14 protein-coding genes are annotated in these 17806 nt (G+C 70.2%); 6 read left to right on the top strand and 8 right to left on the bottom strand.

The window, feature by feature from the left end; translation table 11 throughout:
- Nucleotide 1 precedes the first annotated feature (1 nt).
- A complete protein-coding gene (locus BIU99_RS14625) occupies nt 2–571 on the top strand; it encodes a dihydrofolate reductase family protein (protein WP_064293958.1) in 570 nt (189 codons plus the stop codon).
- Nucleotides 572–629: 58 nt separating this feature from the next.
- On the opposite strand, the gene BIU99_RS14620 is transcribed toward BIU99_RS14625, so the two are convergent.
- Genes BIU99_RS14620 through BIU99_RS14610 form a run of 3 tightly spaced genes read right to left on the bottom strand, consistent with a single transcriptional unit; the run spans nt 630 to nt 3222 of the window.
- On the bottom strand, nt 630–1802 hold the full coding sequence (locus BIU99_RS14620; protein WP_071261918.1) for an acetyl-CoA C-acyltransferase: 1173 nt from the start codon (nt 1800–1802) through the stop codon (nt 630–632).
- Complete coding sequence (locus BIU99_RS14615; protein WP_175116649.1) at nt 1799–2491, bottom strand: 3-oxoacid CoA-transferase subunit B; 693 nt, start codon at nt 2489–2491, stop codon at nt 1799–1801. The genes BIU99_RS14620 and BIU99_RS14615 overlap by 4 nt, the downstream gene beginning before the upstream one ends.
- Nucleotides 2492–2496: 5 nt before the next feature.
- The gene (locus BIU99_RS14610; protein WP_064293955.1) at nt 2497–3222 is read right to left on the bottom strand and encodes a CoA transferase subunit A; all 726 of its coding nucleotides are present in this window, start codon (nt 3220–3222) and stop codon (nt 2497–2499) included.
- Between the two features lie 196 nt (nt 3223–3418).
- Here BIU99_RS14610 and BIU99_RS14605 point away from each other — a divergent pair, with 196 nt between their 5' ends.
- Nucleotides 3419–4168: an IclR family transcriptional regulator gene (locus BIU99_RS14605; protein WP_071261915.1), complete on the top strand. Its 750-nt coding sequence runs from the start codon at nt 3419–3421 to the stop codon at nt 4166–4168.
- A 168-nt stretch (nt 4169–4336) separates the two neighbouring features.
- Here BIU99_RS14605 and BIU99_RS14600 read toward each other — a convergent pair whose 3' ends face one another.
- Together BIU99_RS14600 and BIU99_RS14595 are read right to left on the bottom strand one after the other, a co-directional pair.
- Complete coding sequence (locus BIU99_RS14600) at nt 4337–5206, bottom strand: aldo/keto reductase (protein ID WP_071261914.1); 870 nt, start codon at nt 5204–5206, stop codon at nt 4337–4339.
- 137 nt (nt 5207–5343) lie between these two features.
- Nucleotides 5344–6234, bottom strand: a complete 891-nt coding sequence (locus tag BIU99_RS14595; protein WP_071262156.1) for a LysR family transcriptional regulator — start codon at nt 6232–6234, stop codon at nt 5344–5346.
- An 89-nt stretch (nt 6235–6323) separates the two neighbouring features.
- Here BIU99_RS14595 and BIU99_RS14590 point away from each other — a divergent pair, with 89 nt between their 5' ends.
- Complete coding sequence (locus BIU99_RS14590; RefSeq protein ID WP_071261913.1) at nt 6324–9797, top strand: bifunctional proline dehydrogenase/L-glutamate gamma-semialdehyde dehydrogenase; 3474 nt, start codon at nt 6324–6326, stop codon at nt 9795–9797.
- Between the two features lie 203 nt (nt 9798–10000).
- Here BIU99_RS14590 and BIU99_RS14585 read toward each other — a convergent pair whose 3' ends face one another.
- Complete coding sequence (locus BIU99_RS14585; RefSeq protein WP_071262155.1) at nt 10001–11005, bottom strand: aldo/keto reductase; 1005 nt, start codon at nt 11003–11005, stop codon at nt 10001–10003.
- A 133-nt stretch (nt 11006–11138) separates the two neighbouring features.
- Here BIU99_RS14585 and BIU99_RS14580 point away from each other — a divergent pair, with 133 nt between their 5' ends.
- Nucleotides 11139–11570, top strand: a complete 432-nt coding sequence (locus BIU99_RS14580) for an NUDIX domain-containing protein (RefSeq protein WP_071261912.1) — start codon at nt 11139–11141, stop codon at nt 11568–11570.
- A 10-nt stretch (nt 11571–11580) separates the two neighbouring features.
- Nucleotides 11581–12681 (top strand): hypothetical protein, encoded by a 1101-nt coding sequence (locus BIU99_RS14575; protein WP_071261911.1) that lies wholly within the window; start codon nt 11581–11583, stop codon nt 12679–12681.
- On the opposite strand, the gene BIU99_RS14570 is transcribed toward BIU99_RS14575, so the two are convergent.
- Nucleotides 12678–13835 carry an acyltransferase gene (locus tag BIU99_RS14570; protein ID WP_071261910.1) on the bottom strand — a complete coding sequence of 386 codons (1158 nt, stop codon included), beginning with the start codon at nt 13833–13835 and terminating at the stop codon, nt 12678–12680. The two genes, BIU99_RS14575 and BIU99_RS14570, sit on opposite strands and share 4 nt — an antisense overlap.
- Before the next feature lie 89 nt (nt 13836–13924).
- On the opposite strand from BIU99_RS14570, the gene BIU99_RS14565 reads away from it, so the two are divergent.
- Nucleotides 13925–15661 carry a right-handed parallel beta-helix repeat-containing protein gene (locus tag BIU99_RS14565; RefSeq protein ID WP_071261909.1) on the top strand — a complete coding sequence of 579 codons (1737 nt, stop codon included), beginning with the start codon at nt 13925–13927 and terminating at the stop codon, nt 15659–15661.
- 59 nt (nt 15662–15720) lie between these two features.
- Here BIU99_RS14565 and BIU99_RS14560 read toward each other — a convergent pair whose 3' ends face one another.
- The gene (locus BIU99_RS14560; RefSeq protein ID WP_369808439.1) at nt 15721–17805 is read right to left on the bottom strand and encodes an ABC transporter ATP-binding protein; all 2085 of its coding nucleotides are present in this window, start codon (nt 17803–17805) and stop codon (nt 15721–15723) included.
- Between the last annotated feature and the right edge of the window lies 1 nt (nt 17806).

The raw sequence follows: 17806 nt of genomic DNA, 5'->3' as shown, positions 1-17806 counted from the left end.
CATGGGCAGGCTCATCTATTCGGCGATCAGCTCGCTCGACGGCTACCTCGCCGACGAGGAGGGACGCTTCGACTGGAGCGCCCCGGATGCCGAGGTGCACGCCTTCGTGAACGAGCTCTCCCGGCCGATCGGCACCTACCTGTTCGGCCGACGCATGTACGAGATCATGACGTTCTGGGAGACGGCGGACGAGCTGCCGGACGAGCCTCGCGAGATCGCCGACTTCGCGGCTCTGTGGCTCGCGGCCGACAAGGTCGTGTACTCCACGTCGCTCGATGCGGTCTCGACGGCACGGACCACGCTCGAGCGATCGTTCGACCCGGAGGCCGTTCGCCGGTGGAAGGCGGAATCGGACCGCGACCTCAGCGTCGGCGGCCCGCACCTCGCAGCCGAGGCGATGGCAGCGGGGCTCGTCGACGAGGTGCAGCTGTTCCTCTCACCGGTGATCGTCGGTGGCGGCTTGCGTGCGCTGCCGGCCAACCTCCGGCGACGCCTGGAACTCGTCGACGAGCGTCGCTTCGGGGCCGGCGTCGTCCACCTACGCTACACCGTCACCGGCGAGCCCGTCTGAGGTGAGACAGTCTGTCGCGGGGATACCCCGGGAGCGACCAGATGCCTCATCTCACGGATCAGACGGCCTCGAGGATGATCGCGGAGCCCTGGCCGCCACCACCGCAGATACCGGCGGCACCGATCGAACCCGAGCCGGCGGCGGCGAGACGACGGGCGAGGTGGCCGACGATCCGCGTACCGGAAGCGCCGATCGGGTGACCGAGGGCGATCGCGCCGCCGTTCGCGTTCACGATCGCGGGATCCACGCCGAGCTCGTTCGTGGAGTGGACCGACACGGCGGCGAACGCCTCGTTGATCTCGACCGCTGCGAGGTCGCCCGTCGTGCGGGAGGTCTTCGCGAGGGCTGCGACGATCGCGTTCGACGGCTGGGCGTGCAGGCTGACGTCGGGTCCGGCGACGAGCGCGTGCGCGACGACGCGTGCGATCGGGGTGAGTCCCCGTGCCGCAGCGGCTTGCTCGTTCATGAGCACGACTGCAGCCGCTCCGTCGGTGATCTGGGAGGAGTTGCCCGCGGTGATCGTCCCCTCGCCGCCGAACGCGGGACGCAGCCCGGCCAGCGACTCGGCGGTGGTGTCGGCGCGCAGTCCGTCGTCGGTGCTCACGACGGTCGGACCCTTGCGACCAGGCACGGAGAAGGGTTCGATCTCCTCGGCCTGGACGTCCGCAGCTGCTGCGAGCCGCTGGTGCGACCCGGCCGCCCAGGCGTCCTGCTCCGGGCGTGCGATGCCGAGCGGGCCGTTGCGCTCCTCGGTGGACGAACCCATCGACCGGTGCTCGAACGCATCGGTCAGGCCGTCGTGGTCGAGGGTGTCGACGAGCTCGATGGCGCCGTAGCGCTTGCCGGCGCGCGAGCCCGACCAGGCGTGCGGGGCGAGGCTCATCGACTCCTGGCCGAGCGCGACGACGACGTCGACCTCGCCGGCGTCGATGAGACGCGTGCCGGTGACGATCGCCTCCATGCCGGAGAGGCACACGGCGTTGACGGTGATGGCGGGGACGGTGAAGGGGATGTCGGCCCCGACGGCGGACTGCCGGGCGGGGTTCTGGCCGGCGGCGCCCTGCAACACCTGGCCGGCGATGACCTGCTGGACGTCGGCGGCGTCGACCCCCGCCCGGGACAGGGCTGCGCGGATGGCGTGGGCGCCGAGCTCGGTGGCGGGTACGGACGCGAACGCCCCGTTGAACTTCACGAACGGGGTGCGGGCGTACCCGACGATGACGGTGCTCATGCGTGTGCCTCCTGAGGCGTGGCGGGTGCTGTCGGCACCTCGCCGGTGGTGGTGGGGTCGAGTTCGACGGAGAACTCCGCGCCCGTCAGGGTGCGCAGCTCGGCGACGCTCGTGTCGGGCGCGAAGGCCCGCAGGACGAGCGCCCCCTCGACGATATCGAAGACGGCGCGGTCGCTGATGATGCGGTCGACGACACCGACGCCGGTGAGCGGGAGATCGCACCGCTCGACGATCTTCGGGCTGCCGTCCTTCGCGACGTGCTCGGTGACGACCACCACCCGCGGGGTCCCGGCGACGAGGTCCATCGCGCCGCCCATGCCCTTGACGAGCTTGCCCGGGATCGTCCAGTTCGCGAGGTCACCCGCACCCGAGACCTGGAGCGCACCGAGGATGGCCAGCTGCACGTGGCCGCCGCGGATCATGCCGAACGAGGTCGCCGAGTCGAAGTAGCTCCCGCCCTCGAGGAGCGTGACCGTCTGCTTCCCGGCGTTGATGAGGTCGGCGTCCTCCTCGCCCTCGATCGGGAACGGACCCATGCCGAGCAGGCCGTTCTCGCTCTGCAGCGTGACGTGGACCCCCGGCGGGACGTGGTTCGCGACGAGCGTCGGGATGCCGATGCCGAGGTTCACGTACTCGCCGTCGCGGAGTTCGGTCGCCGCGATCGCGGCCATGTCGTCTCTCGTCCACATGATGATCAGGCTCCTGCCGGTGTCGTGGTGGCGGCCGCCGGGCGGACGGTGCGCTGTTCGATGTCCTTCACCCGCGGCGTCGCCGTGACGAGCCGCTGGACGAAGATGCCGGGGGTGACGACGCTGTTCGGGTCGAGGTAGCCGTCCTCGACGACCTCCTCGGCCTCGGCGATCGTCAGCCGGCCGGCGGTCGCGACGATCGGGTTGAAGTTCCGCGCGGTGTGCCGGAAGACGAGGTTGCCCTCGCGATCGGCGCGGAACGCGTGGACGAGGGCCACGTCGGCGACGATGCCGCGCTCGAGGACGTAGGTCTCCCCGTCGAACACCTCCGTCGGCTTGCCCTCGGCGACCGGGGTGCCGACGCCGGTCTTCGTGTAGAACCCGGCGATACCGGCGCCGCCCGCGCGCAGCCGCTCGGCGAGCGTGCCCTGCGGGGTGAACTCGACCTCGAGCTCGCCGTCGAGGAACTGCTTGGCGAAGAGCTTGTTCTCGCCCACGTACGACGCGACGACCTTCCGCACCTGTCGGTTCTCGAGGAGGATGCCGAGGCCTTTGCCGTCGACGCCCATGTTGTTGGAGACGATCGTGAGGTCGGTGGCACCCGTGTCCCGCAAAGCCTCGATGAGGTCGGTCGGGTTGCCGCTCAGGCCGAACCCGCCGACCGCGATGGTCGCTCCGTCCCGGACGACCTCGTGCAGCGCCTCGGCGGCGCTCGACCAGTGTTTCGTCATGTCACTCCCTTGTGGATGGCGTGCCGGCTTGACCACATGGTGGTGCAAGCCGATCGTCTCTCCTGTAGTCAGTCACAGCCGTCCTGCGGTGTCAAAGGTGGCATCGGGCCCGATCCCGGATTCGCTCATGACGTGGTCCCGGCTGCGGCGTAGGCTCACCATGTGGACAAGCTGATGGTGAGACGTGGCTGAGGGGATGCGCGGCGCCCAGGTCGTCTCGCGCGTGAGCCGGATCCTGAAGATCGTGTCGGAACACCCCGGTGGTGCGTCGTCTTCGGCGGTGGCCGCGGCTGCCGGGCTCACGAGGCCGACGGTGCACCGCCTGCTCGCCTCGCTCGCTGCCGAGGGCTTCCTCGACCACGACGTGCGCGCCGCCCGGTGGCACCTCGGTCCCGAGCTGTTCCTCCTCGGATCGCTCGCGGCGGAGCGGTACGACGTCGCCGAGCTCGCGCGGGAGAGCGTGCGGATCCTCGCGCACGAGAGCGGCGAGAGCGCGTTCCTGTCGGTGCGCCGTGGCTTCGAGACCGTGTGTCTGCTGCGCGAGGAGGGGAGTTTCCCGGTGCGCTCGTTCGTCCTGACGGAGGGTGTCCGCTTCCCGCTGGGGGTCGCGTCGGCGGGGCTGGCGATCCTCGCGTTCTCGAGCGACGAGGAGGTCGACGACTACCTGGGTCGCGCCGACCTCGTCGAGCGGTGGGGCGAGGCCCACGCCGCCGACCGCGTGCGCGAGCGGATCCGCGAGACGCGTGAGCGCGGGTACGCGGTGAACCCGGCGCTCATCCTCGAGGGCAGCTGGGGGATGGGTGCAGCGGTCTTCGATGCGGCGGGGAAGCCCGCCTGGGCGCTCAGTCTCACCGGGATCGAATCCCGGTTCCGGCCTGAGCGCCAGGCGTTCCTCGGTGGCCTGCTGCTGGAGCAGGCGCACGAGCTGTCGAAGCGGCTCCGCTGAGCCGGGTGGTCGGTCCCTGAGCTGCGCTGCACTTCGACAAGCTCAGTGACCGGCGGTGCGGTTCCTGAGCCTGTCGAAGGGCAGTGACCGGGTGGCCCGGTCCCCGAGCTGCACCACACCGAGCCTGTCGAAGCGCGCACTTCGACAAGCTCAGTGACCGGCGTCCGGCTACTCCGAGACGGCGGACAGCTCCTCGAACTCGTCGTCGGTGAGCTCGATCGTCGCACCCTGCAGGTTGTCCTCGAGGTGCTCGATGCTCGACGTCCCCGGGATCGGGAGCATGACGGGCGAGCGCTTGAGCAGCCAGGCCAGCGCGAGCTGCGACGGGGTCGCGTCGTGTCGCTCGGCGAGCTGCGTGAGCGGGCTGTCCTCCTTGCTGAGGGCGCCGGTCGCCAGCGGGAACCACGGGATGAAGGCGACGCCGTGTTCGGTCGACCAGTCGAGGAGGTCCTCCGAGGAGCGGTCGGTGAGGTTGTAGAGGTTCTGCACCGACGCGATCGGAGCGATCTGCTGGGCCGCCTCGACCTCGGCGACGCTGACCTGGCTGAGGCCGATGTGCCGGATCTTGCCCTCGTCCTGCAGCTTGCGCAGCTCGCCGATCTGGTCCTCGAACGGCACGGTCGGGTCGATCCGGTGCAACTGCAGGAGGTCGATGCGGTCGACGGCGAGACGGCGGAGGCCGAGCTCGACCTGCTGGCGGAGGTAGGCGGGCACGCCGGTGGGCGTCCACTCGCCGGGACCCTGTCGCGTCTGGCCGACCTTCGTCGCGATCACGATGTCGTCGTAGGGGTGCAGGGCGTCGCGGAGAAGGGTGTCGGTGACGTCTGGGCCGTAGGCGTCGGCGCTGTCGAAGAAGTTCACGCCGAGCTCGGCGGCGCGCTTGATCAGGCGGATGGCGCCGTCGCGGTCGTCGGGCTCGCCCCACACACCCTCGCCGGTCAGCTGCATCGTGCCGTAGCCGAGTCGGTTGACGGTGAGGTCGCCGCCGAGGGCGAAGGTGCCGGCGGCGGTTGCGGGGCGTGTGGTGGTGTCGGTCATGCGGGTGCTCCTTCGGAGGAATGCGGAATTCCAGCCAAGCACCGGCGGCTGGGAGGCGCACCCCCCTTGCGTTCGGTCCCCGACCCTGTCGACGGGGTCCCTGAGCTTGTCGACCGGCGATCATCGCCCGCGGGCTGTCAGGCCGCCGCGGCCTCGAGCGCGGCGCGGAAGGCGACGATCGCCGGGCGAGTGACGCCGGCCTCGCGCGCGGAGGTGAAGATGGTGCGTCGCGGGAGGTCGGGCAGGTCGACGAGGCGACAGCTGGCCGGCTCGCCCGCCCACTGGAGGTCGGGGATGAGGGCGACCGCGTTGCCGGACTCGATCAACCGGATCTGCGCCTGGAGGTCGGCGGTCTGGTAGCGGACGTCGGGCTCGAACCCCGCACGGCGACACAACTGCTCGGCGAAATGCCGTGACGCCGCTCCGTGCGGCTCCATCACCCAGGGGAGGTCGGCCGCATCCTCGATGCGCAGGACCGGGTGGATCTCGTTCGCGACCGGCGGGCACGCGAGTCGGATCGGGTCGGTGGCGAGCTGACGGCGGTCGAGCCCGGGGTGCCGCGGGGCGGCGTGGGCGGGGTACTGCTCCGCGACGACGACGTCGAAGTCGCGCGCCCAGGTCTCGGCCAGGGCGGTCTCCGGCTCGTGCTGCACCATCTCCACGCGGACGTCCGGGTGGTCGCGGCGCATGGCGCTGAGGGCCGCCGGCATGAGTGCGAGCGCCGCCGACTGGAAGACCGCGACGCGGATGGTGCCCGACACGGTCGTGAGGGACGCCCCGAGGTCGGCTTCGGCGCGCTCGAGCGTGTCGAGGAGCGCGTCCGTGTGCCCCACGAGGATCTCAGCCTGCGGGGTGAGCTGCACCCGTCGACCGACCTTCCGCAGGAGCTCGACACCGGTCTCCTGCTCGAGGACCGAGAGCTGCTGCGACACGGATGAGGGGCTGAAGTTGAGCGCGGAGGCGACCTCGGCGATCGTGCCGCGGATCTTGAGTTCGCGCAGCAGGCGGAGCCGTCGGACGTCCAGCACGGTGCCCTCCAAAACCATCGGCTCAACCGATGGATATCGTTCGAAAACCTTCGCTGTATCTTATTGGTCCAGACGCCGATACTGGCACCATGACCGACACTCTTGCATCGACGCAGCAGCTCGACCGCGATGCCCTCGCCACCGAGGCCATCGCCCTCGTCCGCCGCTGGCTCCAGACGGCCTCGACGATCCCTGCCGACGCCTCCGCGCAGCAGCTCGCCGGTGTGTTGAAGGACCCGACCGGCCTCGAGTTCACGGTCGGCTTCGTCGACGGCGTCGTGCGTCCAGAGGACCTCCGCGTCGCGGCCCGCACCCTGCAGACGATCGCCCCGAAGGTGCCCGCGTTCCTCCCCTGGTACTTGAAGGCCGCCGTCCGCTGCGGTGGTGCGTTCGCCCCGATCCTGCCCGGCGTCGTCATCCCGATCTCCCGCAAGGTGCTCCGCAACATGGTCGGCCACCTCGTCGTCGACGCCACCGACCAGAAGCTCGGCCCCGCGATCGCGAAGATCAAGACGCCCGGCACCCGCCTCAACGTCAACCTGCTCGGCGAGGCCGTCCTCGGCACGGGCGAGGCGGCACGTCGTCTCGAGGGCACCCACAAGCTGCTCGCCCGCCCCGACGTCGACTACGTGTCGATCAAGGTGTCGTCGACCGTCAGCCCCCACTCGGTCTGGGCGTTCGATGAAGCGGTCGAGCACGTCGTCACGAGCCTCACCCCGCTGTTCGAGCGTGCCGCCAAGGCGAGCCCTGCGAAGTTCATCAACCTCGACATGGAGGAGTACAAGGACCTCGACCTCACGATCGCGGTCTTCACCAAGCTCCTCGACCTCCCGCAGTTCCGCGACCTCGAGGCCGGCATCGTCCTGCAGGCCTACCTGCCCGACGCGCTCTCCGCGATGATCCGTCTCCAGGAGTGGTCGGCCGGTCGTCGTGCCGCGGGCGGCGCCGGCATCAAGGTGCGCATCGTGAAGGGCGCCAACCTCCCCATGGAGCAGGTCGAGTCGTCCCTCCACGACTGGCCGCTCGCCACCTGGTCCACCAAGCAGGACTCCGACACCAACTACAAGCGCGTCGTCGAGTACGCTCTGCACCCCGACCGCATCGACAACGTGCGCATCGGCGTCGCCGGCCACAACCTCTTCGACATCGCCTTCGCCTGGCTGCTCGCCAAGCAGCGGGGCGTCGAGCGCGGCGTCGAGTTCGAGATGCTGCTCGGCATGGCCCAGGGCCAGGCCGAGGCCGTGAAGCGCGACGTCGGCGAGCTCCTGCTCTACACGCCGGTCGTGCACCCGCAGGAGTTCGACGTCGCCATCGCGTACCTCATCCGCCGCCTGGAGGAGGGCGCGAGCCAGGACAACTTCATGTCCGCCGTGTTCGAGCTGAGTGAGAACGAGACCCTCTTCGCCCGTGAGCAGCAGCGGTTCCTCGCGTCGCTCGCGGAGCTCGACACCACCGTCCCCGCGCCGAACCGGCAGCAGGACCGCACGAAGGCCGCCGAGGCCTCGCCGGTGGACGCGTTCGAGAACACCCCCGACACCGACCCGTCGCTCCCCGCGAACCGCGTCTGGGGACGCGACATCCTCACCCGCGTCACCGAGTCGCGGCTCGGCAACGACACCGTCGCCGCGTCCATCCTCGACAGCGTCGAAGCTCTCGACGCCGTCATCGACGGAGCGACCGCAGCGGGCGCCTCGTGGGGGTCGCTCTCCGGCGCCGAGCGTGCGGTCATCCTGCACCGCGCCGGCGACGTCCTCGAGCAGCGTCGCGCCGACCTCATGGAGGTCATGGCGTCCGAGACCGGCAAGACCCTCGACCAGTCCGACCCCGAGGTGTCGGAGGCGATCGACTTCGCCCACTACTACGCCGAGCGCGCCCGCGAGCTCGATCACGTGGACGGCGCGACCTTCACCCCCGCGAAGCTCACCGTCGTCACCCCGCCGTGGAACTTCCCCGTCGCCATCCCCGCCGGCTCGACCCTCGCGGCGCTCGCCGCCGGTTCGCCCGTCATCATCAAGCCCGCCCGTCAGGCTCGCCGCAGCGGTGCCGTCATGATCGAGGCGCTGTGGGAGGCCGGTGTGCCGCGCGAGGTGCTCCGCTTCGCCCAGCTGGCCGACAACTCGCTCGGTGAGCGCCTGATCGCCCACCCGGCGGTGGAGCGCGTCATCCTCACCGGTGGCTACGAGACCGCGGAGCTGTTCCGCTCCTTCCGCCCCGAGTTGCCGCTCCTGGCCGAGACGTCGGGGAAGAACGCGATCATCGTCACCCCGAGCGCCGACCTCGACCTCGCGGTGAAGGACGTCGTCGCGTCGGCCTTCGGTCACGCCGGCCAGAAGTGCTCGGCCGCGTCACTCGTGATCCTCGTCGGTTCGGTCGCCTCCTCGCGCCGCTTCCGTCACCAGCTCGTCGACGCCGTCACGTCGCTGAAGGTCGGCTACCCGGTCGACCCGACCACGCAGATGGGCCCGATCATCGAGCCGGCGAAGGGCAAGCTGCTCGGCGGCCTGACGACGCTCGGCACCGGTGAGTCGTGGCTCGTCGAGCCGAAGCAGCTCGACGACAGCGGCAAGCTGTGGAGCCCAGGCGTCCGTGCGGGCGTCGCGCGCGGCTCCGAGTACCACCTCACCGAGTACTTCGGCCCGATCCTCGGGATCATGACGGCCGAGACCCTCGAGGAGGCCATCGCGATCCAGAACGAGATCGACTACGGCCTCACCGCCGGGCTGCACTCCCTGAACCCGGCCGAGCTGCGCCTGTGGCTCGACGGCATCCAGGCGGGCAACCTGTACGTGAACCGCGGGATCACCGGCGCGATCGTGCAGCGTCAGCCGTTCGGTGGTTGGAAGAAGTCCGCGGTCGGCGCGGGCACGAAGGCCGGTGGCCCGAACTACCTCATCGGCCTCGGCTCGTGGTCGAGCGCCGAGAGCACGGCTGAGCGCACCGTCGGTCGGTCGGCGGAGCGCCGTGGTCCGAAGCCCGCTGTCGCCTCGTTGCTGCGCGCCGCTGACGCGGTGCTCACCGCCGACGAGTTCGCGTTCCTGCGTCGGTCGGTCGCGAGCGACGCTGCCGCGTGGGCGGACGAGTTCGGGGTCGCGAAGGACGTCTCGAAGCTGACCGCCGAGCGCAACGTGTTCCGGTACGTGCCTCGTGAGGTTCACGTGCGTCTCGTCGACGGTGGTTCGGTCTCGGAGCTCCTCCGCGTCGTCGCCGCCGGTGCGACCGCAGGCGCGACCGTGCACGTGTCGTCTGCCGTCGCGCTGCCGCCGAAGCTCGTCCCGGCCGTCGAAGCCATCGCCGGTGGGATCACCGTCGAGAGCGAGGACCGCTGGTACGTGACCGCCGCCTCACTCGTCGGGACGAAGGCCGGCGCGCGCGTCCGGATCATCGGCGGGACGACCGAGGGTGTCGCCCACGCGACCTCCGGCAGCCCCGACGTCGCGATCTACGCGGGCGACGTCACCGAGGCCGGCCGCATCGAGCTGCTGCCGTTCCTCCAGGAGCAGGCGGTCTCGATCACGGCGCACCGCTTCGGCACGCCGAACCACCTCTCGGACGACCTCATCTGACCCGACTCCGCGCGGTTCACAACGCAGGAACGCCCCGGCGTGTCATCCCGACACACCGGGGCGTTCTGTATGCCACGCCGATGTCTTCCTGAGTTGTGAACCTGTCTCAGGAGAACCCCGGCGGGTCGAGTGGGTGCGGGGGCGACGCGCCGGAGCTTTCCTGAGTCGGGGACAGAGCGGGGGATCGATCGAAGGAGCGGTGGCTAGCGCAGGGTGCCGTGGACGGCGAACTCGTCGATGCGCGCGAGTTCGGCGTCGTCGAAGTCCAACCGGTGGATCGCCGCGTAGTTGCCCTCGAGCTGCTCGACCGAGCTGGCGCCGATGATCGCGGACGTGACGGTGTCGCGACGCAGCACCCACGAGAGCGCCAGCTGCGCGAGGGTCTGGCCGCGTTCCTCGGCGATCGCCTGCAGGCCGCGGGCGCGCTCGAGGTAGGTGTCCGTGATCGACTCCTCGTTGAGGAAGTGGCTCGTCGCCGCACGCGAGTCCGACGGGACCGTGCCGCCGAGGTAGCGATCGGTCAGCATGCCCTGCGCCAGGGGGCTGAACACGACGGCACCGAGACCGAGGTCGTCGAGGGTGTCGAGCAGGCCGTCCTCGACCTCGCGGGAGAACATCGAGTAGCGGGGCTGGTGCACGAGCAGCGGGACACCGTGCTCACGCAGCGCGGCCACCGCGGCGATGGTCTGCTCGGGGGAGTAGTTCGAGATGCCGGCGTACAGCGCCTTGCCCTGCTTGACCGCCGTCGCGAGCGCACCCATCGTCTCCTCGATCGGGGTCTCCGGGTCGGGGCGGTGCGAGTAGAAGACGTCGACGTACTCGACACCGATACGGCCGAGGCTCTGGTCGAGCGAGGACAGCATGGTCTTGCGCGAGCCCCACTCGCCGTAGGGGCCCTGCCACATGTAGTAGCCGGCCTTCGAGATGATGATGATCTCGTCACGGTGGGCGGCGAGGTCCTCGGCGAAGATGCGGCCGAAGGCGGTCTCGGCGGAACCCGCGGGCGGGCCGTAGTTGTTGGCGAGGTCGAAGTGGGTGATCCCGAGGTCGAAGGCGCGGCGCACGATGGCCCGCTGGACCTCGATGCTGCGACCTTCGCCGAAGTTGTGCCAGAGACCGAGGGACAGCGCAGGGAGGCGCAGTCCGCTGCGGCCCACGCGGCGGTAGGTCATGTCGTCGTAACGGGTTTCGGCTGCTTCGTAGGGCATGGTCTGCGCTTTCATCATCGAATCGTCGTGGTGCCGGAGGCAAGCGTACCGTGATCGTTCACGGCCGGGCCGGTGCGGCGTCGAGTAGCGTGAGCACGTGTCGTCCACCACGCTTCCACCCGCTGGAGAGCCAATGCCGCACCCGCGCTCCGGATGCGGGGTCGCGATCGTCCGCGAGGGTCGGATCCTCCTGCTCGAGCGCCTCCGCGAGCCCGAGGCCGGTTCCTGGGGCATCCCCGGCGGGAAGGTCGACTGGATGGAGCACCTCGAGGACGCCGTCCGCCGTGAGGCTCGGGAAGAGACCGGGCTCGAGCTCGGCTCGATCGAGCTGTTGTGCGTCGTCGACCATTTCGAGCAGGCGCTGCACCAGCACTGGATCTCGCCGGTGTACCTCGCGGAGGACACCGTGGGCGAGCCCGAACTCCGAGAGCCGGAGAAGCACGGCGGTCTCCGGTGGTTCCCGCTCGACGCGTTGCCGGAACGGGTGACCGTGTCGACGGTGGCGGCGGTCGAGGCGATCGCGCGGTCTCGGGGATCCAGGCGCCCGGGCGGCGCCCACTCGTAGACTCGGGCGCGTGACCGATCATCCGTCGTCCGACGCCCGCAACGACTTCGTCACCTTCGACGCGCTCCGTGCGGAGGCCGTCCAGCAGCCGGTTCGACGCGGAGCGGGCGCGTGGGGGTTCTTCGGCACGGTCGCGATCGTGATCGGCGCCCTGTTGATCCCGGTCGCCCTCGTGAGCACTTGGGCAGACACGATGCTCCGCGACACCGACGTGTTCGTCGACACCCTCGCCCCACTGGCCACGGACCCCGCCGTCCAGGCCTTCGTGGGGGACCAGGCGCTCGCCGCGCTGGAGAGTCAGGTCGACCTCGACGCGGCGGCTGCGGTGCCGGCCGATCTCGCGGCGACCCTCTCGCTCCCGCCGGCGATCTCGGAGGTGCTGGGTGCGATCGGTGGCGACACTGCGGATGCGCTGCGCGAGGTCCTGCGCCGGAACGTCGCCGAGTTCGCGGCTTCGCCCGCGTTCGCGACCGCCTGGACCGAAGCCCTCCGGGTCACGCATGAGCAGCTGGTCGCCGGCGTCTCCGGTTCCCAGGGGGCGGTCATCGACGTCTCGGCCGAGCAGGGCTTGGGTGTGCAGTTGGGGCCGATCGTCTCCGCGACCCGCTCGTGGCTGGTCGACGCGGGATTCGGCTTCGCGGCCGCCATCCCGGACGTCGACCGCGTGGTCGACGTCGTCCCGGCGTCGCAGGTCGCACCGGTACTCGGTGGAATCCGGGTGATCGAGACGGCGGCTGGTTGGTCGCCCTGGCTCGCGATCGGGCTCCTCGCACTCGGGGTGATCCTGCTCTGGCTGGGCCGCCGCAACCCGAGCCGGACCGTCGCCGGAGCGGCGATCGGTGTCCTCCTCGCAGCAGGCCTGACGCTCATCCTGCTCGGCGCTGCCCGACTCGCCCTCGTCTTCGCGGTGTCGGTCGCGATCCCCGGCGGCGTCGGGGACGCGGCGGCGTCGCTCCTGCTGGGCCCACCCACCGATGCGGCCTGGTCCGTACTGTGGGTGTCGCTCACCGTGGCGGTCCTCTCCTTCGTCAGCGCCGCGTTGCGGCTCCCCGAGCGCATCGCGCGGGGTGTCCGGGCGGCGCGGCGTCCGCTGGCGGGCACGAACGTCTAAGCGCCGGTGGCCCATCCGTCCGCATGGACGGCCCGGCTCGTCCGCGGTGCTGCGAGTCTGCGATGCCACGGCACCTCTACGAGCGTGTGGAGCAGCCAGGACGCGGCGAGGATCGAGCCGAACCAGACCAGGCTGATCGGGGCCCGGAGGAGGAACGGCATGCCGTCGACGGTGCTCGGCGGGATCGCCTTCGCCAGCAGGATGAGCACGAAGACGTGCACGAGGTACGTGGAGAACGAGAGCTGCCCCAGGATGCGCGCGGGGCGACTGCGCAGCACCGCGGTGGAGCGCGGGCTCGCGACCGCCAGGCCTCCGACGATGATCGCCGCGAAGGTGATCGCGGCCCAGGCTCGTGGTGCTCCGGGTTCGAGTGCGATCGCCGCCACCACCAGGCCGCTGGCGCCTCCTGCGGCGACCCACGCCGCTCGTCGGGTGACCGGGAGGGCTGCCGTCCACTCCGCCAGACAGATGCCGAGCGCGAAGCAGCACAGCACCCGGACGGCCGGGGTCGCCATGCCGTTCATGGCCGACGGGGCGATGGCGGCGGCGATCGTCGTCGTGGAGACGAGCCCGACCGAGAGGGCGATCATCGGGACCGGGCCGCGCATCCGGTCGCGGAGGGCGAGGGCGAACACCGGGAACAGGATGAACGCGAGGAATTGGGCCGACAGCGACCAGGCGGGTGGGTTCCACCAGAGTGCGTCGCCGAACCATGCGCGGGTGAGGGTGAGTTCGGCGAGGAGGCCGATGGGCGGGAACGCCCCGTCGTCCGTTGAGACACCGACGATCGCCCCGCCGACGCAGAGCAGCACGAAGGCGAGGAGCACGGTCACGTGTGCCGGGTATATCCGCGCGAAGCGGTTCCGGAGGTAGCGACCGTAGATGGGCCAGGTCCAGCGCCGATCCTGGTAGGCCCGGGCGATCGTGTACCCGCTCAAGACGAAGAACACGTCGACGGCGAGTCCGGTGTGGGCCATCGGCGCGAGCCACGAGAGCTCGGGGAGCACGGAGAACAGCCAGTCCGCGGAGTGTGAGCACACCACCCACCAGGCGGCGACGGCGCGGGCACCGGCGAAGGCGGTGTGGTCGACGCGGGGTGCCGGTCGGCGGTCGCGTCGGGGGTTTCCGGTCGCGTGGTTCTCCGGTGACGGCATGGTGCTCCTGGATGATCGGACGGCGGTGGTCACGCCGGATCTCCACTCTAGGATGCTTCTGTACCTCATGGTTCTGTACTGTGTGGACTGTGGACAGGACATCACGAAGCGACGGAACAGCTCGGTGGCGGAGGACCGGAGCTGAACCCGGACCGGTCCCGGAACCCGAACCGACGCCCGTCGAGCCCGAACCCGAACCCGATCCCGCACCGTCGGCACCGACCGGGAACGCCGACACCCAGACCGGCCCGCCCGTCGAGCTCGTCCTCGAAGGTCCCGGGATCGACCCGACCGGTGCCTCCGTCAGCACCGCCGCGGTCCTCGCCTGGTTCGCGGCCGTCCCGGCCGGCAGCACCGTGGTCGTGCGCGGCGGCGACGTCATCGCCGTGGACGCGACGATCAGGATCGACCGTCGCCTGCACCTCCGCGGGCGCGGCGAGCTCCGGTTCGTCGGAGGTGTCGAGGCGGCCCCGGCGCTGAAGCTCATCGTGTCGGGCAGCTCGGTGACCGGCGTCCGGGTCAGCTACGCGGGCCCGACGGCATCGAGCACGGGTGAGCGCAACACCGGGATCAGCATCTGGGCGAGCGACGTCCTGATCGACGGCGTCACCGTCGACGGGTTCCAGAACGGCATCGCTGTGCAACCGTCAGGTGAGTTCGAGGGCGTCGTCATCTCGGCGTGCCATGTCCTGAACATCGTCGGCTCAGGCGGAGGTCGAGGCTCCGCCTCGTCCGGGGGCGAGGATCGTGGCGACGGCATCACGGTCTGGGGTGCGCGTTCGGCGGTCGTCGGCAACATCGTCTCGGCCGCCCCCGGCACCGACGCACGGGTCGGCATCCACGCCGAGAACCTGCCCGACTTCGCGGTCGACCCCGGGTCCTGGGCCGACTCGATGGTCACGATCGAGGGCAACGTCGTCACCGGGCCGTTCCGCCGGTCCATCGCCGTGGAGGGGATGGCCCACACCGTCGTGACCGGTAACACCGTGTCCGACGCCACCTGGTGGGGACTCGCCGTCATCGACACCCGATCGGTCGCCCTGGTCGCGAACACGGTGCGCTGGACGCGGACGGCCGACGACGACCAGGGGTCCGCCTGGGGGCCGAAGCGCTGCCCGGTGATGATCTACCGCGATGCGCAGGGAACCGTGGTCTCCGGGAACGTCATCGAGATCCGCGGCGTCGCTGCTGCGGGCATCATGGCCCAGGCGGCGACACCCCCGGGCGGTTCGACCACCGTCATCGGCGCCGTCGACGCGCTCATCACCGACAACGTGGTCCGGATCGGCGGCGGCACCTGTCCGATCGGGATCGCGCTCGATCGGACCGGACAGCCCGTCGTCTCGGGTAACCGCGTCGCCGTCACGCTCGCATCGGGCTCGGTGGGCGGTGTCGTGTCGTACCTCGCCCAGGACGCGGTGGTCTCCGACAACTCCATCACCGGGGCCGCGACCTCCAACGGGTTCGGGGTGCTCCACCAGGGTGCCGGCTCGATCGTGGTCATGGGGAACCGCATCGACCGCGTCAGAGTCGCGGTCGCCGTGAACAACTGCACCGGTGGCGCGACGATCATCGGCAACACCGGACGCGAGTGCGAGTACGGCCTCGACACCTTCGGAACGACCGGGCCATCCGTGGTCCAAGGCAACCGTTGGGAGTCGGACAACACGGCACACGCGAACGCGCAGCCGAACACGAGCTACCTCTCCACCCGGCACATGGGTCTCGCGCGGCCGTACGGTGGCCAGTCCGGCGACATCCTCGTCGGGAACGGAAGGCTGTGGGTGAACGATCAGGGCACCTGGCGGTCGGCCACCCTCGGCTGAACGCGCGTCAGGCAGGCCCCGATGATCGGGAGCCCGCCTGACGCGGGGTGGGAGCCGACTCAGCTGCGCGGGGCGTGTGCCGTGTCGGACCCGCTGGCGACGGCCGCCTCGTCGATCGCCGACTGCTCCTCGCCGCCGCGGAACTGCGTGCGGTAGAGCTCGGCGTACGCGCCGTCGACCTCGAGGAGCTGCGCGTGCGAGCCCTGCTCGACGATCCGTCCGTTCTCCATCACGAGGATCGTGTCCGCGTCGCGGATGGTCGACAAGCGGTGGGCGATGACGAAGGAGGTCCGGTCGGAGCGCAGTGCCGCCATCGCGTGCTGCACGAGCAGCTCCGTCCGCGTGTCGACGGAGGACGTCGCCTCGTCGAGGATGAGCAGCTTCGGCTTCGCGATGAACGCACGGGCGATCGTGATGAGCTGGCGTTCACCGGCCGAGACGCTGCCGCCGTCCGCGTCGAGGACGGTGTCGTAGCCGTCGGGCAGCTGGCGCACGAAGCGGTCGACCATCGTCGCCTCGGCGGCCTCGACGACCTCCGCGTCGCTCGCGTCGAGTCGGCCGTACCGGATGTTCTCGCGGATCGTCCCATCGAACAGCCAGGCGTCCTGCAGCACCATCCCGACCTGCGACCGCAGCTCGGCGCGCGTCAGGGCGGTGATGTCGACGCCGTCGAGCAGGATGCGACCGCCCGTGAGCTCGTAGAACCGCATGACGAGGTTCACGAGGGTCGTCTTCCCGGCCCCGGTCGGCCCGACGATCGCGACGGTCTGACCCGGCTGCGCGGAGAAGGAGAGGTCCTCGATGAGCGGCTTCTCGGGGTCGTAGCTGAAGGAGACGCCGTCGAACTCGACGTGGCCGTCGGTGTGCTCGGGCAGGTGTGCGTCCGCGGTCTCCGGGTCCTGTTCCTCGGCGTCGAGCAGCTCGAAGGTGCGCTCGGCGGACGCGACGCCCGACTGCAGCTGGTTCGCCATGCCGGCGATCTGGCTGAGCGGCTGCGAGAACTCACGCGAGTACTGGATGAACGCGGTCGCGTCGCCGAGGGTCATCTGGCCGGAGGCGACCCGGAGGCCGCCGACGACGGCGATGAGCACGTAGGACAGGTAGGAGACGAAGGTCATCGCCGGCATGATCATGCCGGACACGAACTGCGCGCCGAACGCCGCCCGGTAGAGCTTCTCGTTGCGCTCGTCGAACTCGGCGAGCATCTCCTTGTCGCGGCCGAAGACCCGCACGAGCTCGAGGCCTGAGAACGACTCCTCGATGTGCCCGTTGAGCGAGCCGGTGTTCTTCCACTGCGCGGTGAAGAGCTTCTGTGACCGCGAGCCGATGACCCCGGCGATCAGCGCGGACAGCGGCAGTGCGATCAGCGCGATGAGTGCGAGCTGCCACGACACGATGAACATCATCGCCGTGATGCCGAGCACCGTGAGGGCCGACTGCACGAGTTGCGAGAACGCCTGTTGGAGGGCGGTCTGGATGTTGTCGACGTCGTTCGTGACACGCGACATGAGGTCGCCGCGCTGACGGGTGTCGAAGTAGCTCAGTGGAAGGCGGTTGAGCTTGCGCTCGATGTCCCGCCGGAGGTTGTAGACCACGCGCATGACGAGCCCGTTGAGGATGTACCCCTGGGCCCAGTTGAGGATCGACGCGACGATGTACATGCCGAGCACGATGATGATCAGACGGCCCAGCAGGGTGAAGTCGATCCCCTGCCCCGGGGTGATGTCCGACTTCTCGAGCATGTCGGCGTACTGGTCGTTGCCGGATGCGCGTGCCTGGTCGACGACCTGATCGAGCGTCGCGCCGGCCGGGAGCTGCGACCCCATCACGCCGTTGAAGATCGCGTCCATCGCGAGACCGAGGATCTTCGGGGCGATGACCGTGAGCACGACCGAGAGCACGACGAGCCCGACGACGATGCTCATCTTGACCTTCTCGGGGGCGAGGAGGCCGACGAGTCGCTTCGCGGAGGGCCAGAACTGCTCGGCCTTCTTCGACGGGGTGCCGCCGAACATGTCGCCGTCGGACTCACCCGGGGTGAACTCCGGTGCGAGCGCCTCCTCCTCGACCGCGTTCAGCTCGGGAGCCTGAGCGGTGTCCTTCGAGGTGCCGGAGGAGCGCTTGTCACGTGGTGAACGGGCCATG

Source organism: Plantibacter sp. MMLR14_011 (assembly GCF_001865025.1).
GTDB lineage: Bacteria > Actinomycetota > Actinomycetes > Actinomycetales > Microbacteriaceae > Plantibacter > Plantibacter flavus_A.
The sequence above is the reverse complement of the archived record's forward strand: the minus strand, read 5'-3'. Positions and strand labels throughout refer to the sequence as shown.

What these genes read in the sequence shown, in the direction of transcription:
- BIU99_RS14625 (WP_064293958.1), top strand. Translation starts at nt 2, where the DNA reads ATGGGCAGGCTCATCTATTCGGCGATCAGCTCGCTCGACGGCTACCTC.
- BIU99_RS14620 (WP_071261918.1), bottom strand. Translation starts at nt 1,802, where the DNA reads ATGAGCACCGTCATCGTCGGGTACGCCCGCACCCCGTTCGTGAAGTTC.
- BIU99_RS14615 (WP_175116649.1), bottom strand. Translation starts at nt 2,491, where the DNA reads ATGTGGACGAGAGACGACATGGCCGCGATCGCGGCGACCGAACTCCGC.
- BIU99_RS14610 (WP_064293955.1), bottom strand. Translation starts at nt 3,222, where the DNA reads ATGACGAAACACTGGTCGAGCGCCGCCGAGGCGCTGCACGAGGTCGTC.
- BIU99_RS14605 (WP_071261915.1), top strand. Translation starts at nt 3,419, where the DNA reads ATGCGCGGCGCCCAGGTCGTCTCGCGCGTGAGCCGGATCCTGAAGATC.
- BIU99_RS14600 (WP_071261914.1), bottom strand. Translation starts at nt 5,206, where the DNA reads ATGACCGACACCACCACACGCCCCGCAACCGCCGCCGGCACCTTCGCC.
- BIU99_RS14590 (WP_071261913.1), top strand. Translation starts at nt 6,324, where the DNA reads ATGACCGACACTCTTGCATCGACGCAGCAGCTCGACCGCGATGCCCTC.
- BIU99_RS14585 (WP_071262155.1), bottom strand. Translation starts at nt 11,005, where the DNA reads ATGCCCTACGAAGCAGCCGAAACCCGTTACGACGACATGACCTACCGC.
- BIU99_RS14580 (WP_071261912.1), top strand. Translation starts at nt 11,139, where the DNA reads ATGCCGCACCCGCGCTCCGGATGCGGGGTCGCGATCGTCCGCGAGGGT.
- BIU99_RS14570 (WP_071261910.1), bottom strand. Translation starts at nt 13,835, where the DNA reads ATGCCGTCACCGGAGAACCACGCGACCGGAAACCCCCGACGCGACCGC.
- BIU99_RS14560 (WP_369808439.1), bottom strand. Translation starts at nt 17,805, where the DNA reads ATGGCCCGTTCACCACGTGACAAGCGCTCCTCCGGCACCTCGAAGGAC.